Origin of the sequence: Streptomyces sp. NPDC005202 (assembly GCF_040608235.1) — a bacterium.
GTDB lineage: Bacteria > Actinomycetota > Actinomycetes > Streptomycetales > Streptomycetaceae > Streptomyces.
The window spans coordinates 312,211-328,820 of the sequence record NZ_JBEXHW010000002.1 but is presented as its reverse complement, the minus strand read 5'-3'; the positions used below and the strand labels follow the sequence as shown (position 1 = coordinate 328,820).

The following is a 16,610-nucleotide window of genomic DNA, read 5'->3' as shown; positions in this document are numbered from 1 at the left end:
GACGGGGAGCTGTCGTCATGAGCGTCCCCAGCCTCCGGGCCGCGATCGCCGCGCGCCGTATCGACCCTCTGGCACCCAGTCCGCCCGGCCTGTACACCGACCACCTGGTCCGGGTGATCCGTGACGGCCCCCCGGCCGACGGCGCCGCACTCCAACCGATCGTCCGCACCGAGCACTTCACCCTGCGCCGCCGGGGCCGCCACGTCGAGCTCGGCCACTCGCTGCGCCCCGAGCAGCTGGACAACGACCTGGCCGGACTGCTCGCCGAGGAGCTGTTCGCCCCCGGCTGGCTGTCCGGCAGCGACATCTTCGAGCGCGTCTTCACCGGGGTCGTGCGCTCCTGCGTGGACGGAGCGCTGCCGGCCTGGACCACGTTCTACGACAACACGCTGGCCCGCATCCGGCAGCACTGGCGGACCCCGGAACCGGCCGAGCACTCGTCGATCGCCGGGTTCGCCCCCGTGTACGGCCGCACCCTGGACCTGGTGTCCCGGGGCTCGGTGCTGGACCTGGGCTCCTGCTTCGGCTTCCTGCCCCTGCTGTTGGCCGAGCGGAAGCGGCAGAGGGTGATCGCTTCGGACCTCTCGCGCGGCACCATGCGTCTGCTGGCCGCCGTGGCCCGGGCGCGCGGCGTCGGGCTGGACACGCTGGCCTGTGACGCGGCACGCGTTCCCTTGCCGGGCCGCTCGGTGGACACCGTCACCGTCATCCACGTACTGGAGCACCTCGATCCCGGGCACGGCGAAGCCGTCGTACAGGAGGCGCTGCGCCTGGCCCGGCGGCGGGTGGTGGTGGCCGTGCCGTACGAGGACGAGCCGACGGCCGCGTACGGGCACGTGCGGTGCTTCGACCCGGAACAGCTCGCCGAACTGGGCCGCCGCACCGGCCACCCGTTCTCCGTCGCCTCGTACCACGGTGGCTGGCTGGTCCTCGATCCCGGCTGACAACGCGTCGGCCACCAAAGGACGCGGACTGCCGCTCGGCCGTCCGGCCGTGGGCGGCTGACGTGACGGAGGGCCGGGACCGGTCCCAACCCTCCGTCACCCGGACCACGAAGGCGTCAGATCACGCCCATCTTGCTGGCCTCGTACACGACTTCCGCACGGCTGCCCGCGTCCATCTTGCGCATGATGTTGCGGACGTGGAACTTCACGGTGGTCTCCGAGATGTACAGCTGGGCCCCGATCTCCCGGTTGCTCAGCCCGTGGGCGAGCAGCTGGAGCACCTTGAGCTCCCGTTCGGTGAACTTCGGCCGGTCCGGCTGCACGCGCATCGACCGCACCATCGCCGCGGCCGCATGGGAGTCGAAGGCGCTCTCGTTGCGGGCCACCGCGCGGATCGAGCGCAGCAGCTCGGTGGTGTCCACGTCCTTGACGACGTAACCGCGCGCACCGTGCCGGATCGCGTCCACCACCAGGGAGTCGTCGAGGAACGTGGTGAGCACCAGCACCGCCAGGTCGGGGTGCCGCTGGGTCAGCCGGGCGCACAGGTCCAGGCCCTCGGTGTCGGCCGCCGTGGACAGCTTCAGGTCGAGGAGCACGATCGACGGGTTGGTCCGCTCGACGACGGCGGCCGCTTCGGCGGCCGTACTCGCCTCCCCGACCACCTCCAGGTCGCTCTCGCGTTCCAGGATCGACCGCAGCCCGTGCCGGACGATCGCGTGGTCGTCGACCAGCACGATCCGGAGGGCGTCCGTGGGCGCCGTCGCCCGCTGTTCAGTGGTCATCCGCTGCCTCCCGAGCGCGCTTCACCGGCAGTGGGACGTCGACCCGCAGCAGGACGCCTCCCATTCCCGACCGGCGGATGGACAGTCTGCCGCCGAGTTCCTCCGCCCGGGCGACCATGTTCGCCAGACCGCGGTGACGGCCGGCCAGATCGGTGGCCCTGGACAGCCGCAGCGCGCGGCGCAGTTGGGCCGGATCGCCGCCGCCGTTGTCGGACACGGTCAGCACGACGGCCTCGGGCAGATACCGCAGCCGGACCAGCGCCCGGCCCGCCTTGCCGTGGGTGGCGGCGTTGAACAGGGCCTCGCCGGTCAGCCGGAGGATCGACTGCTCGGCCTCGGGCGGCAACGGCACGGGACTGCCCACCACCTGCACCCGAACGTCGAGATCCGTGGTCAGGTGCACCGTGGACAGCCGCTCCAGCATCACCGGGAGCGGCCCGGCCGGCTCCTGCGACGTCTGGTGGAGCGCGTAGATCGCGGCACGCAGCCGCTCCACGGCCTGCCGGTTGAGATCCTTGGCGGCGGCCAGCCGTTCGGCGATGTCCGCGGCCCGCCCGCCCATGCCCTCCAGCTCCGCCCGGCACACCTCGACGGTCATCCCCGCGCTGAGCACGTACTGCGAGACGCTGTCGTGCAGTTCGCGCGCGATGCGCCGCCGCTCGTCGTCGAGCGTCTGCCGCTGCATCGCGTCGAGCAGCCGTGCCTGCGTCTCGGCCAGCTCGGCGCTGCGCGCGGCCAGGTCCCGGGCTTGCCGCTCGGCCGCCTCGGAAAGTTCCTCGGCCCGCCCGCGCAAAGTGGTCGCCGCGTGGAACAGAAACGTGTGGTGCAGCGCCACGGCGGCCTGGTTGGCCAGGACCCGCAGGATGGCCAGGTCGGTGTCCGCCACCTCGACACCGGCACCGGGCTCCGCCGCGATCCCGCCGACCGGTTCGTCGTCGAGGGTCATCGGCACCCGCACCCAGCCCCGGCCGCGTTCCGGAGTACCGGCCTCCCAAGGGCGGGTGCGCAGCACTTGCAGATGTCGTCGCACCTCGGCGGGCACCCGGGTCTCGTTGTCGATCAGCACGTCGTCGGCGTACAGCAGGAACCGCGGCCGGGCCGCGCGCAACGCGCCGTCCGCCACGGCCAGCAGCAGCCAACGCGCGTGCAGGTGCTCGGCCGCCGTCCGCACAACCGCCTCGACCAGGGCCCGTGGGCCCTCCGCTGTGCGCACCAGGGCACGGGAGATGCCGTCGAGTGCCTCCACCGTCCGCTCGAGCCGTTCGGTGGACCGCACGTACGCCGGATAGAACGACCGCTTGCCGGACCGCAGTCCGGTGAGCACCCCCAGGTCGGCCGGCTGGGGTGACCGTTCGGGGACGCTCACTCGTATCGCCTCACAGGGCTTCGCGGAACAGCTTCTCGATGTCCCGCACGTCGACATCCCTGGGGTTGGTGGCCATGCAGGCGTCCTTCAGCGTCGTGCGGGCCAGCACCGGCACGTCGCGCTCCGCGACCCCCAGGCTCGCCAGTCCCTTCGGAACGCCGACGTCGTCCGCCAGCGCGCGCACCAGGTCCGCGAGCTGCTCGGCCACCTCGTGCGGTGGCACCCCGGCGGTGGTGAGGCCGGCCGCCGCGCCCAGCGCGACGAACCGCTCCGGCCATGCCTCGGCGTTGAACCGGATGACGTGCGGCAGCAGGACGCCGTTGACCACCCCGTGCGGGGCGTCCAGCAGCCCGCCGACCTGGTGGCTCATGGCGTGGGTCGCGCCGAGGATCGCGTTCGTGAAGGCCATGCCGGCCTCCAGCGACGCCTGGGCCATCGCCAGCCGGGCGCCGAAGTCCTTCGGCTGCACCTGGGTGCGCACCAGGTTGCCGATGATCAGCTCGACCGCGTGGAGTGCGTGGTTGTCCGTCAGCGGGTTGTGCGCCCGGGACACGAACGCCTCGACGGCGTGGGTCAGGGCGTCCAGACCGGTCGCCGCGTTCAGCCAGTCCGGCATGGTGGTCAGCAGCCGCGGGTCGATCACCGAGATCTCCGGCACCAGCGTGCGGCTCACGATGGTGATCTTGGTGTGTTCGGCCGTGTCGGTGATCACGGCGAACTGGGACACATCCGCCCCGGTGCCGGACGTGGAGGGCACCATCACCGTGGGCGGGATGGGCTGGACGACTTGGTCCACACCCTCGTAGTCGAGGATGCGCCCACCGTTTCCGGACAGGATCGCCACGCCCTTGGCCGCGTCGATGACCGAGCCGCCGCCCACCCCGACGATCACGTCGCAGCCCCTCTCCGCGTACCGCTCGTACGCGGCCTGGACCTCGTGGTCCTTGGGGTTGGGCGTCACGTCGTACCACACGACGGGGCGCAGGCCGACACGCCTGAGATGCCCGACCGCCTCGTCCGTCCAGCCCGCCTCCATCAGTCCGGGGTCGGTGACGAGGAACGGCCGGCGGCCGCCCAGGCGCAGCGCGCAGTGACCGAGCTCGGACAGTGAACCGGGCCCGAACACGATCTCGGGGACATGGAACTTGGCCAGCCGGGCCGATCGGCGGAGGGCGTCCGTGCTCGTCTGCTGCGGCCCCAGCAGCTCGCACTGGCACTCGTCGCGACTCCAGTCGGCGCTCGGGTCATTACCGGCGGTCACCACGGCGCCGGGCGTGAGCGACATGCGACCTCCAAACGGCGCGAACGCCCATAACGCATGCGTAACCTTGATTTTACTGCGTGATTGGCCGATAACACTGTCGTCAAACCGAAGACCAAGCTAGGCGCGCGACCGAGGCCGCCGCACCTGTCCGATCGGACAGGGCGGACTGGCCCGACCGGTCAGGTGCGCCGGCAAAGTCATTGCGGACAATAGTCGATTGTCCCCGTTCGACGGCAGGGGAGTACATGTCACAGCGCAGTGACCTCAAGCGGCGCCGGGCCACGCTGGAGAGCGAATGGTCCCGTTGGGTGCCGCGGCTGAGGTCCGCGGGGTCGAAACCGAGCGGTGTCGAGGCGTTGCGCGATGAAGTGGCCGAGTCCTGGGCGCGCTCGCTGAGCAGCGTGGACCCCGGTCGGGACAGCGCCCCGGTCACGGACGGCGGCATGGTGCACCACCGCTGGACCGCATCGCCGCTGCGTCGGCCGGTCAACGACCTCGCCGACGAATTGCACAGCATTGCCGTCGACGCCGGGTTCGTCACCGCGGTCACCGACGAGTCGGGCACCATCCTGTGGACGTGCGGCGGCCCGACCATGCGCCGACGGGCCGAGCGCGTCAACTTCGCGCCCGGCGGGCGGTGGGACGAGCAGGCCATGGGCACCAACGCCCTCTCCCTCGCGCTGCGCACCGGCCGCCCCAGCTCCGTCTTCTCCGCCGAACACCTGGTGACGGCCCTGCACGGCTGGGTCTGTTACTGCGCACCCATCCACGCCCCGGACGGACGCGTCCTCGGCGTCCTGGACATGTCCACCACCTGGGACCGCTCGCACCCCCTGGCCATGTCCACCGTGCGCTCACTGGTGTCGACCATCGAGGCCCGCCTCGGGACGGGGCTGCCTCGTCAGACCCGCGGAACCGAGAGTCAGGTGCGGCTGAACTGCCTGGGCGCGGAACAGGCCGTACGTGAGGGCCGGCCCCTTCCCCTGCGCCCCCGGCAGCTGGAGATCCTCACCCTGCTCGCGCTGGAACCGGACGGATTCTCACCGGAACGCCTCCGTGAAGCCCTGTACGGCGGCCGGGTGGTCACCACGTCCACGTTCAAGGCGGAGATCTCCCATCTCCGCCGGGCCCTCGGGGGCGGCATCGCCACCCGCCGCTACGCGCTGACCACACCCGTGTCCTGCGACGCCACCGACGTGCTGCGGGCGCTTGAGAGGGGTGACGGGGAGACCGCGCTGCGCCTGTACCGCGGCCCGCTGCTTCCCCGATCCGAGGCGCCGGGCATCGAGGAGTGGCGTACGCACCTGGAGGTGGCCGTGCGCGAGGCGGTGCTGGCGAGCACCCACCCGGAGCACGCCCTGCGCTACGGCGAACGGGCCCCGTACGACGCGGAGGTGCACGAGCACGCGCTGCGCCTGCTCGGCCAGGGCGACACCCGCCGCGCGATCGCGGCCGGCCGGCTCACCACGGCCCTGCGCTGACGTCCGGCGGCGGACGGGCCAGGACAGCCGCAGAGGCCCGGCATCCGAAGGGCGGACGAAAGAGCCGAGGCGGAGAGAGCGGGCGGACACCTCAGCGCGCGAGCGAAGCCGAACGCGGTGGGCGCCAACCTCGCGCCAACCTTCCGGGGCCAGGGTGAACGGCATCACGACGGCGTGGACCGTCGGACCACCGCATTCGCCATCCACCGAGGAGAGCCGCCATGGTGTACGCGCAGCCAGGAACAGACGGCAGCATCGTCAGCTTCGCCCGCCGCTACGACAACTTCATCGGTGGCGACTGGGTCGCCCCCGTGGAGGGCCGGTACTTCGAGAACACGACGCCGGTGACGGGCAAGACCTTCTGCGAGGTCGCCCGCTCGTCCGCGGCGGACGTCGACCTGGCCCTCGACGCCGCCCACGCCGCGGCGCCCGCGTGGGGCCGGACCTCCACCACGGAGCGGGCCAACATCCTCAACAGGATCGCGGACCGGATCGAGCAGAACCTCGAGAAGATCGCCGTCGCCGAGACCTGGGAGAACGGCAAGCCGGTACGCGAGACGCTGGCCGCCGACATCCCGCTCGCCGTGGACCACTTCCGCTACTTCGCCGGGGTCGTGCGGGCCCAGGAGGGCAGCATCGCCGAGATCGACGCCGACACGGTCGCGTACCACTTCCACGAGCCGCTGGGCGTGGTCGGCCAGATCATCCCGTGGAACTTCCCCATCCTGATGGCCGCCTGGAAGCTGGCGCCCGCGCTGGCCGCCGGCAACTGCGTGGTCATCAAGCCCGCCGAGCAGACGCCGGTCAGCCTGCTGTACGTGATCGAGCTGATCGCGGACCTGCTTCCGCCCGGGGTGGTCAACGTCGTCAACGGCTTCGGCGTCGAGGCGGGCAAGCCACTGGCCTCCAGCCCGCGCGTGGCCAAGGTGGCGTTCACCGGTGAGACCACCACGGGCCGCCTGATCATGCAGTACGCGAGCGAGAACATCATCCCCGTCACGCTGGAACTCGGCGGCAAGAGCCCGAACATCTTCCTGCCCGACGTGATGGCGGCCGACGACGACTTCCTGGACAAGGCCGTCGAGGGCTTCGTGATGTTCGCCCTCAACCAGGGCGAGGTGTGCACCTGCCCGTCCCGCGCCCTGATCCACTCGTCGATCTACGACGAGTTCATGGCCCGCTGCGTCGAGCGCACCAAGGCCATCGTCAGCGGCGACCCGCTGGACCCGGAGACCATGATCGGCGCCCAGGCCAGCAACGACCAGTACGAGAAGATCCTGTCCTACATCGACATCGGCAAGCAGGAGGGCGCCGAACTCCTCACCGGCGGCAACCCCCGAGCCGTCGCCGGCCTCGAGGGCGGCTACTACATCGAGCCGACGATCTTCCGCGGCACCAATGACATGCGGATCTTCCAGGAGGAGATCTTCGGCCCGGTTGTCTCCGTCACCACCTACGACTCGGTCGACGAGGCCCTGAAGATCGCCAACGACACGCTGTACGGCCTGGGGGCCGGCGTGTGGACCCGGGACGGCAACACCGCCTACCGCCTCGGCCGGGAGATCAAGGCCGGACGGGTGTGGACCAACTGCTACCACGCCTACCCGGCACACGCGGCCTTCGGCGGCTACAAGAAGTCCGGCATCGGCCGTGAGACCCACAAGATGATGCTCGACCACTACCAGCAGACGAAGAACCTGCTGGTCAGCTACGCGCCGCAGAAGCTCGGGTTCTTCTGATGGGTGCCCGCACCAGGCGCGTCGAGCTGACGCCGGCCGCCGAGGACCTGGTGCGGCGGCTGGCCGCCCGGCACGGACCGGTGATGTTCCACCAGTCCGGCGGCTGCTGCGACGGCAGCGCCCCCATGTGCTACCCGCGCGGCGAGTTCCGGGTCGGCGCCTCGGACGTCCTGCTCGGCCACGTGGCCGGTGACATCCCGTTCTGGATGAGCGCCGACCAGCACGCCTACTGGTCGCACACCCACCTCACCGTCGACGTGGTCCCGGGCCGGGGCAGTGGCTTCTCCCTCGAAGCCCCCGAGGGCCTGCGGTTCCTGATCCGCTCCCGGGTGTTCACGGACGAGGAGTGGCAGCGCATGGAGGCGGAGCCCCCACTGCCCACGGGGGCCGATGTGACGGGATGACCGAGTGACCCGGCGCTTCGGGTCACCGAGGACCACCGCGCCGGCGCAGGCGGTGGCGACGGCGGGGCCGGACGCCCGAAGTGTCCGGCCCCGCACGCGCGTCCGCGGGGCGCTGACGCCTCCGTCCCCGGCTCCGACGATTGACTCACCACCTGGGCGGCAGGAAGCCGCACTTCAGGTACTCGCGTCATGGACGGCTGGAAGAACCGCGAAGGCCACATCCCTTCCAGGCCCGCTTCGGGACCGACCTTCCAGGCCCGCTCGGGACCGACCCTGAGCTCCGCGACTCTCCGCAGGACGACGCGGCCGACCACCGGGCCCCGCACGGCCACACCTCGCCCACGCGCGGCGCCGACACGTCGATCGTCATTGTGCTGCCGGCTCGTCCTCGTCGTGCCGGGGTGTGGTTCGACCGGTGCTGTGTCCGAGATCCCAGCGGGCGGACGGCGAGCGCGTGGTGCACTGTGGCACCCGGCTGGTCCCTCGGCGGGCTGCGTCAGTCGAGGGCGGCGAGGATGTCGGCTGGTTCGGCCCGCTTGGTGTAGTCGGTGTTGACGAAGGCCCAGCGGATCGTACCGTCGCGGTCGATGACGTACGTGGCGGGGAGCGGCAGGGTGCGGGAGTGGCCGTCATCGACGCGCTGGAGGTCGAAGCCGAGCTTGTCGTAGACGGCGGCGAGGTCGTCGGGGAGGTCGAAGGCGAGGCCGTACTGCTTGGCGGTGTCGGAGCCGATGTCGCTGAGGACGTCGAAGGCGAGGGCGTGCTTCTCTGTGAGGGACAGGGACTCGTCCGGGATCTGTGGGGAGATGGCCACCAGGCGGGCGCCGCGTGCGGTGCGACTCCTTCTTGTCGGCGAGGCCGTACGCCTGCTTGAAGGCGGCCTTGATGTTGCGGAGCAGCGACTCGCGCTGGGTCTCAAAGGAGTCCCTTGGCGCGGGCCCTGTTGTCGGCGTTGAGGTGGCCGGCGTAGTGGCCGTTGAACCGCTGCTCGTCGGCGAGCGCCTTGTCGATGACGACGAGCCGCCGGAAGTCCGCGTACCGCTGCGGGGACAGGTGCGCGGGGAGCCAGGCGACGGTCCGCGACCGCTCGCCCTGCTACCGCTCCCGCAGCCGCTGCATACGCATGGCGTCCTCGCGGGGCCCGTACTCGCCCTCGTCGTACGGCAGGTCGATGACGATCCGCCACTGCCCCTCCTCCTGGGGCGCCAGGTCGTGGTCGGGCAGCTCGTCCTCGTCGGCGACGTTCCCGAACACGACCTCGGCACTGCGCTGCGTGCCCCGCCACACGAAGTCGAGTCGGGCCGTCAACTGCCCCTGCTCCTCCACCCCCAGTTCCTCGGCGAGCAGTCGCTTGGCGAGCGCCTGCCGGTTGGCCGGGTTGTCGTTGACCTGGGCGTGGGCGATGACGGAGTCGACGTCCACGCCGGACAGTTCGAGCCGCACGCCCGGGTTGGCGTCGGTGCCGGTCTCCTTGATCTCCGGGAACCGGCCGGCCCATCTTGTTCTTCAGGATGCCGTACTCCCGCCCCGGGATCGGGGCGACGACGGAACGGGGCCTTCCCGGCCGGTGGTTGAGGGGTGCCCGCTGGTGGGAGGCGGTCGGTCACGGTCACGGGATGTCCCTGCGGCTGCGGGCATTCGTCTCGGCGAGGCGGGCGTGCAGTAACTCCGCCGGGGTGAGCGGCAGGACGTGGTCGGGCTCGGCGTCCCATTCCCGGCCACCGGAAAGGGGGCGGAGCTGGAGGTACGGGCCCTCGTGCCCCATGACGATCCCGATGCGGTCGCGGGCGGTGTCGCGGACCGCCGTGCCGGGCGGGGGAGGCGCGCCGGGCTCGGGAGTGGAAGGGGCGTGCGGGGCGATCATCGAGCGGCGCCCCTTGCGATGACGGCGGCGAGGGCGAGGGCGACGGGGGCCGAGCAGACGCCGAGGTGGACGAGGGCGTAGCGGGCGCTGGCCGGGGTGTTGTAGTCGTCCGGCGCGGTCTCCCGCGTCTGCTCCGGGTCGCCGGGGAGGGGGTCGCCCCAGGGGGTGCGGACGTCCATCGCGGGGAGCTGGATGCCGGCGCGGGTGAGGGCGGCGGCGAGAGCGTCGCGGGCGGCGGTCGCTTCCTGGAGCTTGGGGGCGAGCTTCCGGTTCTTGCCGCGGTTCGCCTGCGGGGCGGGGTTCGGGTTCGGCATCGGTCGTCGTCCTTCCGGCAGGGGAGAGGTCGGATTCGTGATTCGGCCGTCGTGTCCGCGTCCGGTGAATTACCGTGCGTAGTCGGCGCTTTACGAGAATGCCGCCGGGGTGGGCCGGGAAGTGCCGTCGAGGCGGTCTCGTTCCCCGCTGGGTGGCGCACGTTCCACAACTTCCACAGGGGTCGCGGTGGGCGTGTGGGCACGTGTGATGTGTGAGTACGGGTACGAAGGGTTTCCGGGACGGTCGGCGACCGGGAGGCCCTGGAGGGGAGTCACCTTGCCGCAGCGACGCCTTGTCACGGGCCGCAGCCAGGAACCGCGTCAGCGGTTCGCCGAGGAGTTACGGCAGTTGCGGGCGGGGAAGGGCGACAGTCTGCGGCAGCTCGGGGAGCGGCTGGGGTGGGACTGGTCGCTGTTCGGGAAGATGGAGAAGGGGGAGACGCTGGGCGGTCCCGAGGTCGTCCAGGCGCTGGACCAGTACTTCGGGACGCCGGGGATGCTGCTCGCGCTGTGGGAGCTGGCGCGGGGGGACCATACGCAGTTTCGGGAGCAGTATCGGCAGTACATGGCGCTTGAGGCGGAGGCGGTCAGCCTGTGGCACTTCGCCGTGAGCGTTCTGCCGGGGTTGTTGCAGACGCCGGGGTATGCGCGGGAGGTTCTGGCTGCCGGTGGGCTCAAGGGGGCGGAGCTGGAACAGCAGGTCGAGGCGCGAATGGGGCGGCGGGAGTTGCTGGAGGGGGAGGATGCGCCGCCGTTCCGGACGATCCTCTCGGAGGCCGTCCTTCTCACGCCGTTGCGGGACGCGGGAGAGTGGCGGGCGCAGTTGGAGCACCTGTTGGAGATGTCGGAGCGCGAAGACGTGACCGTCCATGTGCTGCCGAACAGTGCTGGACTGCATGCGTTGATGGGCTTCGACCTGTGGTACTTGCTTCTGCCGGACGGCCGCACTGTGGCGTACACCGAGAACGGGTACAGGGGCGAACTCATCGAGGAAACCGCGCCGGTTGTGCGCTTGCAGAAGGCGTACGATTCTGTGCGCGACCTGGCGCTGTCCCCAGCCGAGTCGCGGAAGTACATCCTGCGCAAGTTGGAGGAAGTGCCGTGCGGATCGTCGACCTGAGCGCTGCTTCGTGGCGCAAGAGCAGCTACAGCAATCAGGACGGTGGCGCGTGCATTGAGGTCTCCGACGACTTCGACGCCGTCGTGCCTGTGCGCGACAGCAAGCACGCGTACGGCCCTGTGATCACGTTTGCAGCTGAGGGTTGGGCTTCGTTCGTAACCGCTGTGAAGTGTGGCGAGTTGGGAGTCTGACCCACGCGTCCAGGGAGTCGAAACGTCACAACGGCCCCACGCCCACCGACTCGGTAGGCGTGGGGCCGTTGCCGTACTGGGCCGACTCGGTGTCGGCGTTACTTCTTGGTGCTACGGCGTCCACGGGTCGCGGCAGCCGGGCGCCAGGCCTTCAGGTCTTCGTCCGTGAGGCCGTGCTCGCCCTGGGCCATCTGCCGGTCACCCTTGATGAACGCGGCCGGGGAGACACCGAAAAGTCCGGCCCGGCCGAGGAGGGGCGGGCTGCCTGGCCGTTGGTGCGCCTCCATCGCGTCCTCGACCGCGAGTGGATGCAGGTCGAACTCCGCGGCCAGGGAGAGGAGTTCGCGTTCGGTGGGGCGGGCCAGCCCGATCCATGCCATGCCGTCGGGCTGCTCGCGCAGCTCGCGGAAGGTCTCGGCGAGGCTGGCGGGGGAGGAGACCCTGACGCCGTCGCGGTACAGGGCCGCCTGGACCACGCTCGCCACCTCGGCCGGCCACATCCCGGCCGAGGCCGTGCAGGTGTGGATCCACGAGGTCCCGGCGGACAGCTGGGGCGCCGCCGGAAAGCTCACCGCCGACCGGTGAGCGCGGAGACCATCGACCAGTGAGCGCGGAGACCATCGACCGGTGAGCGTGGAAAGGGGGCGTTGCGGGCTGCTCGTGGTGGCTCGCAACGCCCCCTGGCATTCACCTGAGGGGTTTCTCAGGAGTCCTTCACCGGGTCACGAGTTGACCTGCGCGGTCACGAGGCTGGAGAAGGTGGTCAGCCGGGTGTAGACACCCGGGTAACCGGCCTCGGCGCAGCCGTTGCCCCAGGAAGTGATCCCTGCCAGGACGCCCCCGATGAGCAGGGGACCGCCGCTGTCGCCCTGGCAGGTGTCGACGCCGCCGGTGGAGTATCCGGCGCAAACCATGTCGCTCGCGACGAAGTCGGAGCCGTAGGAGCTCCTGCAGCTGGAGTCGGACACGATCGGCACGGTCGCGGTCCGCAGCTGGTTGGAGGAGCTGCCGTTCTCGGAGGTGGTGCCCCAGCCGAGGATGCGGGCGGTGGTGCCGGCCGCGTACACGCCCGTGTCGGAGGAGGAGACGTACTTCGCCGTCGTGTACGGCATCGAGGTCGACAGGGTCAGCACCGCCACGTCGTCGCCGTTGGTGGCATCCGTGTAGCCCGGGTTGATCCAGATCTTGCTGACCTTGCTGACCGTGCCGTTCGTACCGTTCAGGTACGTGCGGCCGCCGACCACCCGGACGCTGCTGGTGGACTCGCCGACCATGCAGTGCGCGGCGGTGACCACCTTCTTGGCCGCGACCAGGGTGCCGCCGCAGAACTGGTTGCCGGACGCGTCCGTGATCTGCGTGACGAACGGATACGCGGTCGTCGTGGTCGTCGTGCCACCGACGATGGGCTGGGGAGCGGCGACCGCGGAGGGGGCGGTGAGCAGCGCGGTCGCGGCGGCGGCAGCGGAGGCCGCGACGACGGCGGCGGTCTGTCTGGCGCGGGTGAGCCCGAACATGAGTCTCCTCAAGGGGGTTGCCGGTGGGGGTCGCGCGGGTGGGGGGTGATGCACGGGGGTCTCGGGACAGACCCCCGTGTGCCCGGGCGAGCGGCACGCCCCTACGCTAGGACTCGGCCCACCCTCCTCCAATGAGGGAACCCCCTAAGGGAGTTGGGCAGGGAAAACCCTCGGTCGTCCCTCGCTGCACCCGCGGTGGCGTCCCGCACTGAACCCACCCGGGGAGTTGACCCGGGCCGCCCTCACTTCGCGCGCCGGCCTGCCGCCAATCGGACGATGTCGACCCGCGAACGGATCCCCAGCTTGCGGTAGACCCGGGTCAGGGTCGCCTCGACCGTCTTGACGCTGACGAACAGCCGCGCGGCGATCTCCCGGTTGGTCGCGCCCTCCATGACGAGCGCGGCGACCTGACGCTCCATCGCGGCGAGCCCGTCCAGCGCCGCCGGTACGACCTCCGGTTCCGCCGGACGGGCGGCGGCGGCCGCGTCCACCTGACGCAGCCACGGCAGCGCGCGACAGCGCCGGAACAGGCGTGCCGCCTCGTCGTACGAGGTCGGCCCGGGCCGCCGGGTGCGCAGCCGGGCCAGCGCGAAGGCGGCCCGCGCCTCCTCCAGCCCGTGCCCCAGCTTCGCCAGCCGGTCCTGCACGGACGTCAACCGGGCGACGGCGGCCTCCTGTTCGCCGCGCGCCGCCCGCACCAGCGCCTCGGACCGGTCCAGCACGGCCAGCACGCTCTCCCGGCCGAGCCGCAGCGCGTGCTCGCGCGCACCGTCGATGACGTCCTGCGCCTCGGCCGGCTCCCCGATCCGTACGAGGGCCTCGGCCAGGTCGCCCGCCCAGCGGCCGCGTGCCGGGTCGGTGATGCCGAGCCCGTGCTCCAGCTCCCGCACCCGGCGCAGCGCCCCGACCGCGGCCTGCGCGTCCCCGGCCACCAACTGGGCGTACCCCAGGGCGGCCAGGGCCCGGGACAGGTACATCTGGTCGCCGTCCTCCTCGGCGTGCCCCACCGCCTCCCGGGCAAGCGCCAGCGCCCGCTCCGTGTCGCCCCCGGAAGCCTCGGCCAGGGAGGTGAGCATGGCGGAGGCGCCCTCGCCGATGCCGGTGTCCCGGGCCAGCCGCAGGCTCTCCCGGGCGAGGTCCAGCGCCCGGCCGCAGTGCCCGGAGCGCAGCTCGGTCTCGGCGAGGAAGCGCAGGAAGTGCACCTCGCTCTCGACCATGCCGCGCCGCCGCACCTCGCGCAGCAGCGCGGTGATGGTGGTCCGCGCCTCGGCCAGCTGGTCGCTCATCAGCAGCCAGCGGAAGCGCGCCGAACCGACACCGTTGTGGTGACAGGCCACGTACGGATCCTGAGGCTCCTTCAGCGCCCGCTTGATGGTCGCGGGGGCGTCGGGGTGCCCCATCAGGGTCTCGGTCGAGGCCTGGAAGGCGAGCGCCATGAGCTCGGTGCGCCGGTCCTCGCCCCGCGCCGCCAGCTCCGCCGCGTGCGCGGCCTCCTGCCGGGCCTCGGCGAAGTCGCCCTCCACGACCAGCCCGCGCCAGGCCAGTTGATAGTGGACCAGGGCCAGCAGCCGCGGGTCGTCGCCCGCGTCCGCCAGCGCCTGCGGGAAGACGGCGTCGACGTCCCCGAGGGCCTGACCGGCCGCCTCGATCACCACCATCCACGCGCGCACCCGGTCCGCGGGCACGGTGGCCCGGGTCAGCACCTCACGGGCGATGTCCCGGGCCAGGTCGACCTCGCCGGCAGTGATGGCGTCCTCGGCGGCCTGCAACCGCCGCTCGTCCGGACCGGGCGTGCTGTCCGCCGGGGTGTGCCGGGCCGCGAGCAGCCCGAGGGATGCGGCCACCGACGGCGCCCCGCGGTCCCGGGCCAGCGCGGCGGCCCCGGCGAGCCGGGCGGCCACCTCCGGGTCGGTGCCCGTGGTGGCCAGGGCCAGGTGCCGGGCCCGCTCGATGGGGTCTGAGGCCGCCGTGGACAGCGCGGCGTGTGCGGCGCGCCGCTCCTGCGCGGGCGCCTCCGCGTACAGCGCGGCCGAGATCAGCGGGTGCGCGAACCGTACGGCCGGGCCCTCCGGCTCCGTCGCCAGCAGCCCCAGCGCGGCGGCCTGGGCACACTCGGCCTCGACGTTCTCCCGGCCGGCCGCATGCAGCAGGGCCGGCGTGGGGCGGGCGCCGGCGCTGGCGACGAGGAGGGTGCGGCGGGCCTCGTCCGACAGCATCTCCAGCCGGCTCAGCACCAGGGCGCGCAAGGAGGTCGGCACCGGCAGCGGCTCGCCCGGCCGTGGCGGGGTCGGGCTCTCGGCCAGGGCACGGCCCAGCTCCAGGGCGAACAGGGGGTTGCCGCCGCTGGTGCGGTGGATGTCGCGGACCGTGGAGCGGGACAGGCCGGTGTAGCCGCGGTGGTCGAGCAGCGCGGAGACCTGGGCCCGGGAGAGCGGGCCCAGCCGGACGGCAAGGGTGTCGGGCGGGCAGGCGCGCAGGTGGCGGTCGTACTCCTGGCCCTCGGTACGCACCGCGCACACCATCTGCACCGGGGTCTCGCCCAGGCGGCGGGCGGCGAAGCCGAGCAGCTCCGCGCTCGCGGAGTCCAGCCACTGCAGGTCGTCGGCGACGACCAGGACGGGTCCCTCGGCGGCGAGCGCGCGCAGCGCGGACAGCACGGCGAGGCGCAGGGCGAGGCCGTCCCGCTGGAGGGTGGACTCGCCGCGGCCGGTGAGCGCCGACTCCAGGGCGGTGCGCTGGGCGGCGGGCAGTTTGCCGGACACCTCGTCCAGGACCAGGCCGAGCAGGTCGGCCAGGGCGAGGAAGGGCAGGTGGGATTCGGACTCGGTGGCGGAGCAGCGCAACACGGTGCGGGCCGCAGGGGCGTATTCCGCGGCCAAAGACCGAAGGACGGTCGACTTTCCTATTCCGGCCGGGCCGTGGAGCAGCACACTGCCGCCGCGGGCGAGCTGCGCACGCGCCGCCGCGGACGGCTCCTCGCGGCCGATGACCAGGTCGGAGCGGCAGCTCGCAGGGTCCTTGAAGTCCCGTCGCACGGTCACCGCTCCCCTCGAGTGTCGTGTTCGGGCCAAATTCTAGGCAACGAGCCCTTGAATTTCGGACCGCCGGGGTGGTGAGGGAAATAACAGCGGCAGGGGCATGGGTGAATTCAAAGCGGGCCCGGGTGAATAGAACCCCCACGTGAGGCCCCCTTCGCCGGCCCTCCCGACCGCCCCTGGGCCCTCCGACCGCGCTGCAGACACCACTTCGGACCGCGCCCGACATCCCGGGACGGCGCAGTTCCCGCCGCATCCGACGACGGTATCCGGAACCGGACCGGCTCCGCGACGGGGTCGCGGGCCGCGCCGGACGCGGTGTCGCGCTGCGTCCTGCGACGGTGTTCGGACGGCTCTGACGACGGGGTTGCGGGCCGGGCCGGACGGGGGTGTACCCACGGCTCCCGACCGACATCCGACGACAGGAGCGTGCCGCTCGACGGCGCTGCTCCCGCCCGCGTCCCACCGCCGCGGACCATGCGGCCCGCCGGCGCCTGCCTGCGCCCCGACGGCAATGCTCCGGAGTGCACGGCCGGCGGCGCTTCTCCGCCCTGTGCTCCGAGGGCGGCGCTCCGGATCGCGCCGTCCATGG

At 72.0% G+C, this 16,610-nt stretch carries 14 protein-coding genes and 3 pseudogenes; 7 read left to right on the top strand and 10 right to left on the bottom strand.

All coding sequences use genetic code 11. From position 1 onward, the window contains the following. The first annotated feature begins 17 nt into the window (after window positions 1-17). Complete coding sequence (gene mftM / locus ABZV31_RS05265; protein ID WP_355888333.1) at window positions 18-944, top strand: mycofactocin oligosaccharide methyltransferase MftM; 927 nt, start codon at window positions 18-20, stop codon at window positions 942-944. Between the two features lie 116 nt (window positions 945-1,060). Here the strand turns inward: mftM and ABZV31_RS05260 are convergent, their stop codons facing one another. The 3 genes from ABZV31_RS05260 to ABZV31_RS05250 are packed head-to-tail and all read right to left on the bottom strand — an operon-like array spanning window position 1,061 to window position 4,377. Next, window positions 1,061-1,726: a response regulator transcription factor gene (locus ABZV31_RS05260; RefSeq protein WP_355888330.1), complete on the bottom strand. Its 666-nt coding sequence runs from the start codon at window positions 1,724-1,726 to the stop codon at window positions 1,061-1,063. Continuing rightward, on the bottom strand, window positions 1,716-3,092 hold the full coding sequence (locus tag ABZV31_RS05255; protein ID WP_355888327.1) for a histidine kinase: 1,377 nt from the start codon (window positions 3,090-3,092) through the stop codon (window positions 1,716-1,718). Before ABZV31_RS05255 ends, ABZV31_RS05260 begins: the two co-directional genes overlap by 11 nt. Window positions 3,093-3,102: 10 nt before the next feature. Next, entirely contained in the window at window positions 3,103-4,377 is a 1,275-nt protein-coding gene (locus ABZV31_RS05250) for an iron-containing alcohol dehydrogenase (RefSeq protein ID WP_355888324.1), read from the bottom strand. A gap of 224 nt (window positions 4,378-4,601) precedes the next feature. Between ABZV31_RS05250 and ABZV31_RS05245 the strand changes: the two genes are divergently transcribed. The 3 genes from ABZV31_RS05245 to ABZV31_RS05235 all read left to right on the top strand — a co-directional run bounded on the left by ABZV31_RS05245 (window position 4,602) and on the right by ABZV31_RS05235 (window position 7,980). Then, entirely contained in the window at window positions 4,602-5,837 is a 1,236-nt protein-coding gene (locus ABZV31_RS05245; protein ID WP_355888321.1) for a GAF domain-containing protein, read from the top strand. 221 nt (window positions 5,838-6,058) lie between these two features. Beyond that, a complete protein-coding gene (adh, locus tag ABZV31_RS05240; RefSeq protein WP_355888318.1) occupies window positions 6,059-7,576 on the top strand; it encodes an aldehyde dehydrogenase in 1,518 nt (505 codons plus the stop codon). Then, entirely contained in the window at window positions 7,576-7,980 is a 405-nt protein-coding gene (locus tag ABZV31_RS05235; protein WP_355888316.1) for a DUF779 domain-containing protein, read from the top strand. The genes adh and ABZV31_RS05235 overlap by 1 nt, the downstream gene beginning before the upstream one ends. Window positions 7,981-8,476: 496 nt before the next feature. On the opposite strand, the pseudogene ABZV31_RS05230 reads toward ABZV31_RS05235, so the two are convergent. The 4 genes and pseudogenes from ABZV31_RS05230 to ABZV31_RS05215 form a co-directional block, all read right to left on the bottom strand. Next, a pseudogene (locus ABZV31_RS05230) lies at window positions 8,477-8,815 on the bottom strand (redoxin domain-containing protein); the annotation flags it as partial. Between the two features lie 7 nt (window positions 8,816-8,822). Further along, a pseudogene (locus ABZV31_RS05225) lies at window positions 8,823-9,529 on the bottom strand (phage resistance protein); the annotation flags it as partial. A 60-nt stretch (window positions 9,530-9,589) separates the two neighbouring features. After that, window positions 9,590-9,844: a hypothetical protein gene (locus ABZV31_RS05220; RefSeq protein ID WP_355888313.1), complete on the bottom strand. Its 255-nt coding sequence runs from the start codon at window positions 9,842-9,844 to the stop codon at window positions 9,590-9,592. After that, a complete protein-coding gene (locus ABZV31_RS05215; protein ID WP_355888311.1) occupies window positions 9,841-10,158 on the bottom strand; it encodes a hypothetical protein in 318 nt (105 codons plus the stop codon). Before ABZV31_RS05215 ends, ABZV31_RS05220 begins: the two co-directional genes overlap by 4 nt. A gap of 277 nt (window positions 10,159-10,435) precedes the next feature. Between ABZV31_RS05215 and ABZV31_RS05210 the strand changes: the two genes are divergently transcribed. After that, window positions 10,436-11,278: a helix-turn-helix transcriptional regulator gene (locus ABZV31_RS05210; protein WP_355888309.1), complete on the top strand. Its 843-nt coding sequence runs from the start codon at window positions 10,436-10,438 to the stop codon at window positions 11,276-11,278. Beyond that, a complete protein-coding gene (locus ABZV31_RS05205) occupies window positions 11,260-11,469 on the top strand; it encodes a DUF397 domain-containing protein (RefSeq protein WP_355888306.1) in 210 nt (69 codons plus the stop codon). The genes ABZV31_RS05210 and ABZV31_RS05205 overlap by 19 nt, the downstream gene beginning before the upstream one ends. Before the next feature lie 269 nt (window positions 11,470-11,738). Here the strand turns inward: ABZV31_RS05205 and ABZV31_RS05200 are convergent. Continuing rightward, window positions 11,739-11,969, bottom strand: a pseudogene (locus ABZV31_RS05200) (transporter); the annotation flags it as partial. Between the two features lie 13 nt (window positions 11,970-11,982). Between ABZV31_RS05200 and ABZV31_RS05195 the strand changes: the two are divergent. Next, the gene (locus tag ABZV31_RS05195; protein ID WP_355889020.1) at window positions 11,983-12,054 is read left to right on the top strand and encodes a tautomerase family protein; all 72 of its coding nucleotides are present in this window, start codon (window positions 11,983-11,985) and stop codon (window positions 12,052-12,054) included. 137 nt (window positions 12,055-12,191) lie between these two features. On the opposite strand, the gene ABZV31_RS05190 is transcribed toward ABZV31_RS05195, so the two are convergent. Further along, entirely contained in the window at window positions 12,192-12,983 is a 792-nt protein-coding gene (locus ABZV31_RS05190; RefSeq protein WP_355888303.1) for a serine protease, read from the bottom strand. A gap of 242 nt (window positions 12,984-13,225) precedes the next feature. After that, window positions 13,226-16,024, bottom strand: a complete 2,799-nt coding sequence (locus ABZV31_RS05185) for an AAA family ATPase (protein ID WP_355888300.1) — start codon at window positions 16,022-16,024, stop codon at window positions 13,226-13,228. Window positions 16,025-16,610: the final 586 nt, after the last annotated feature.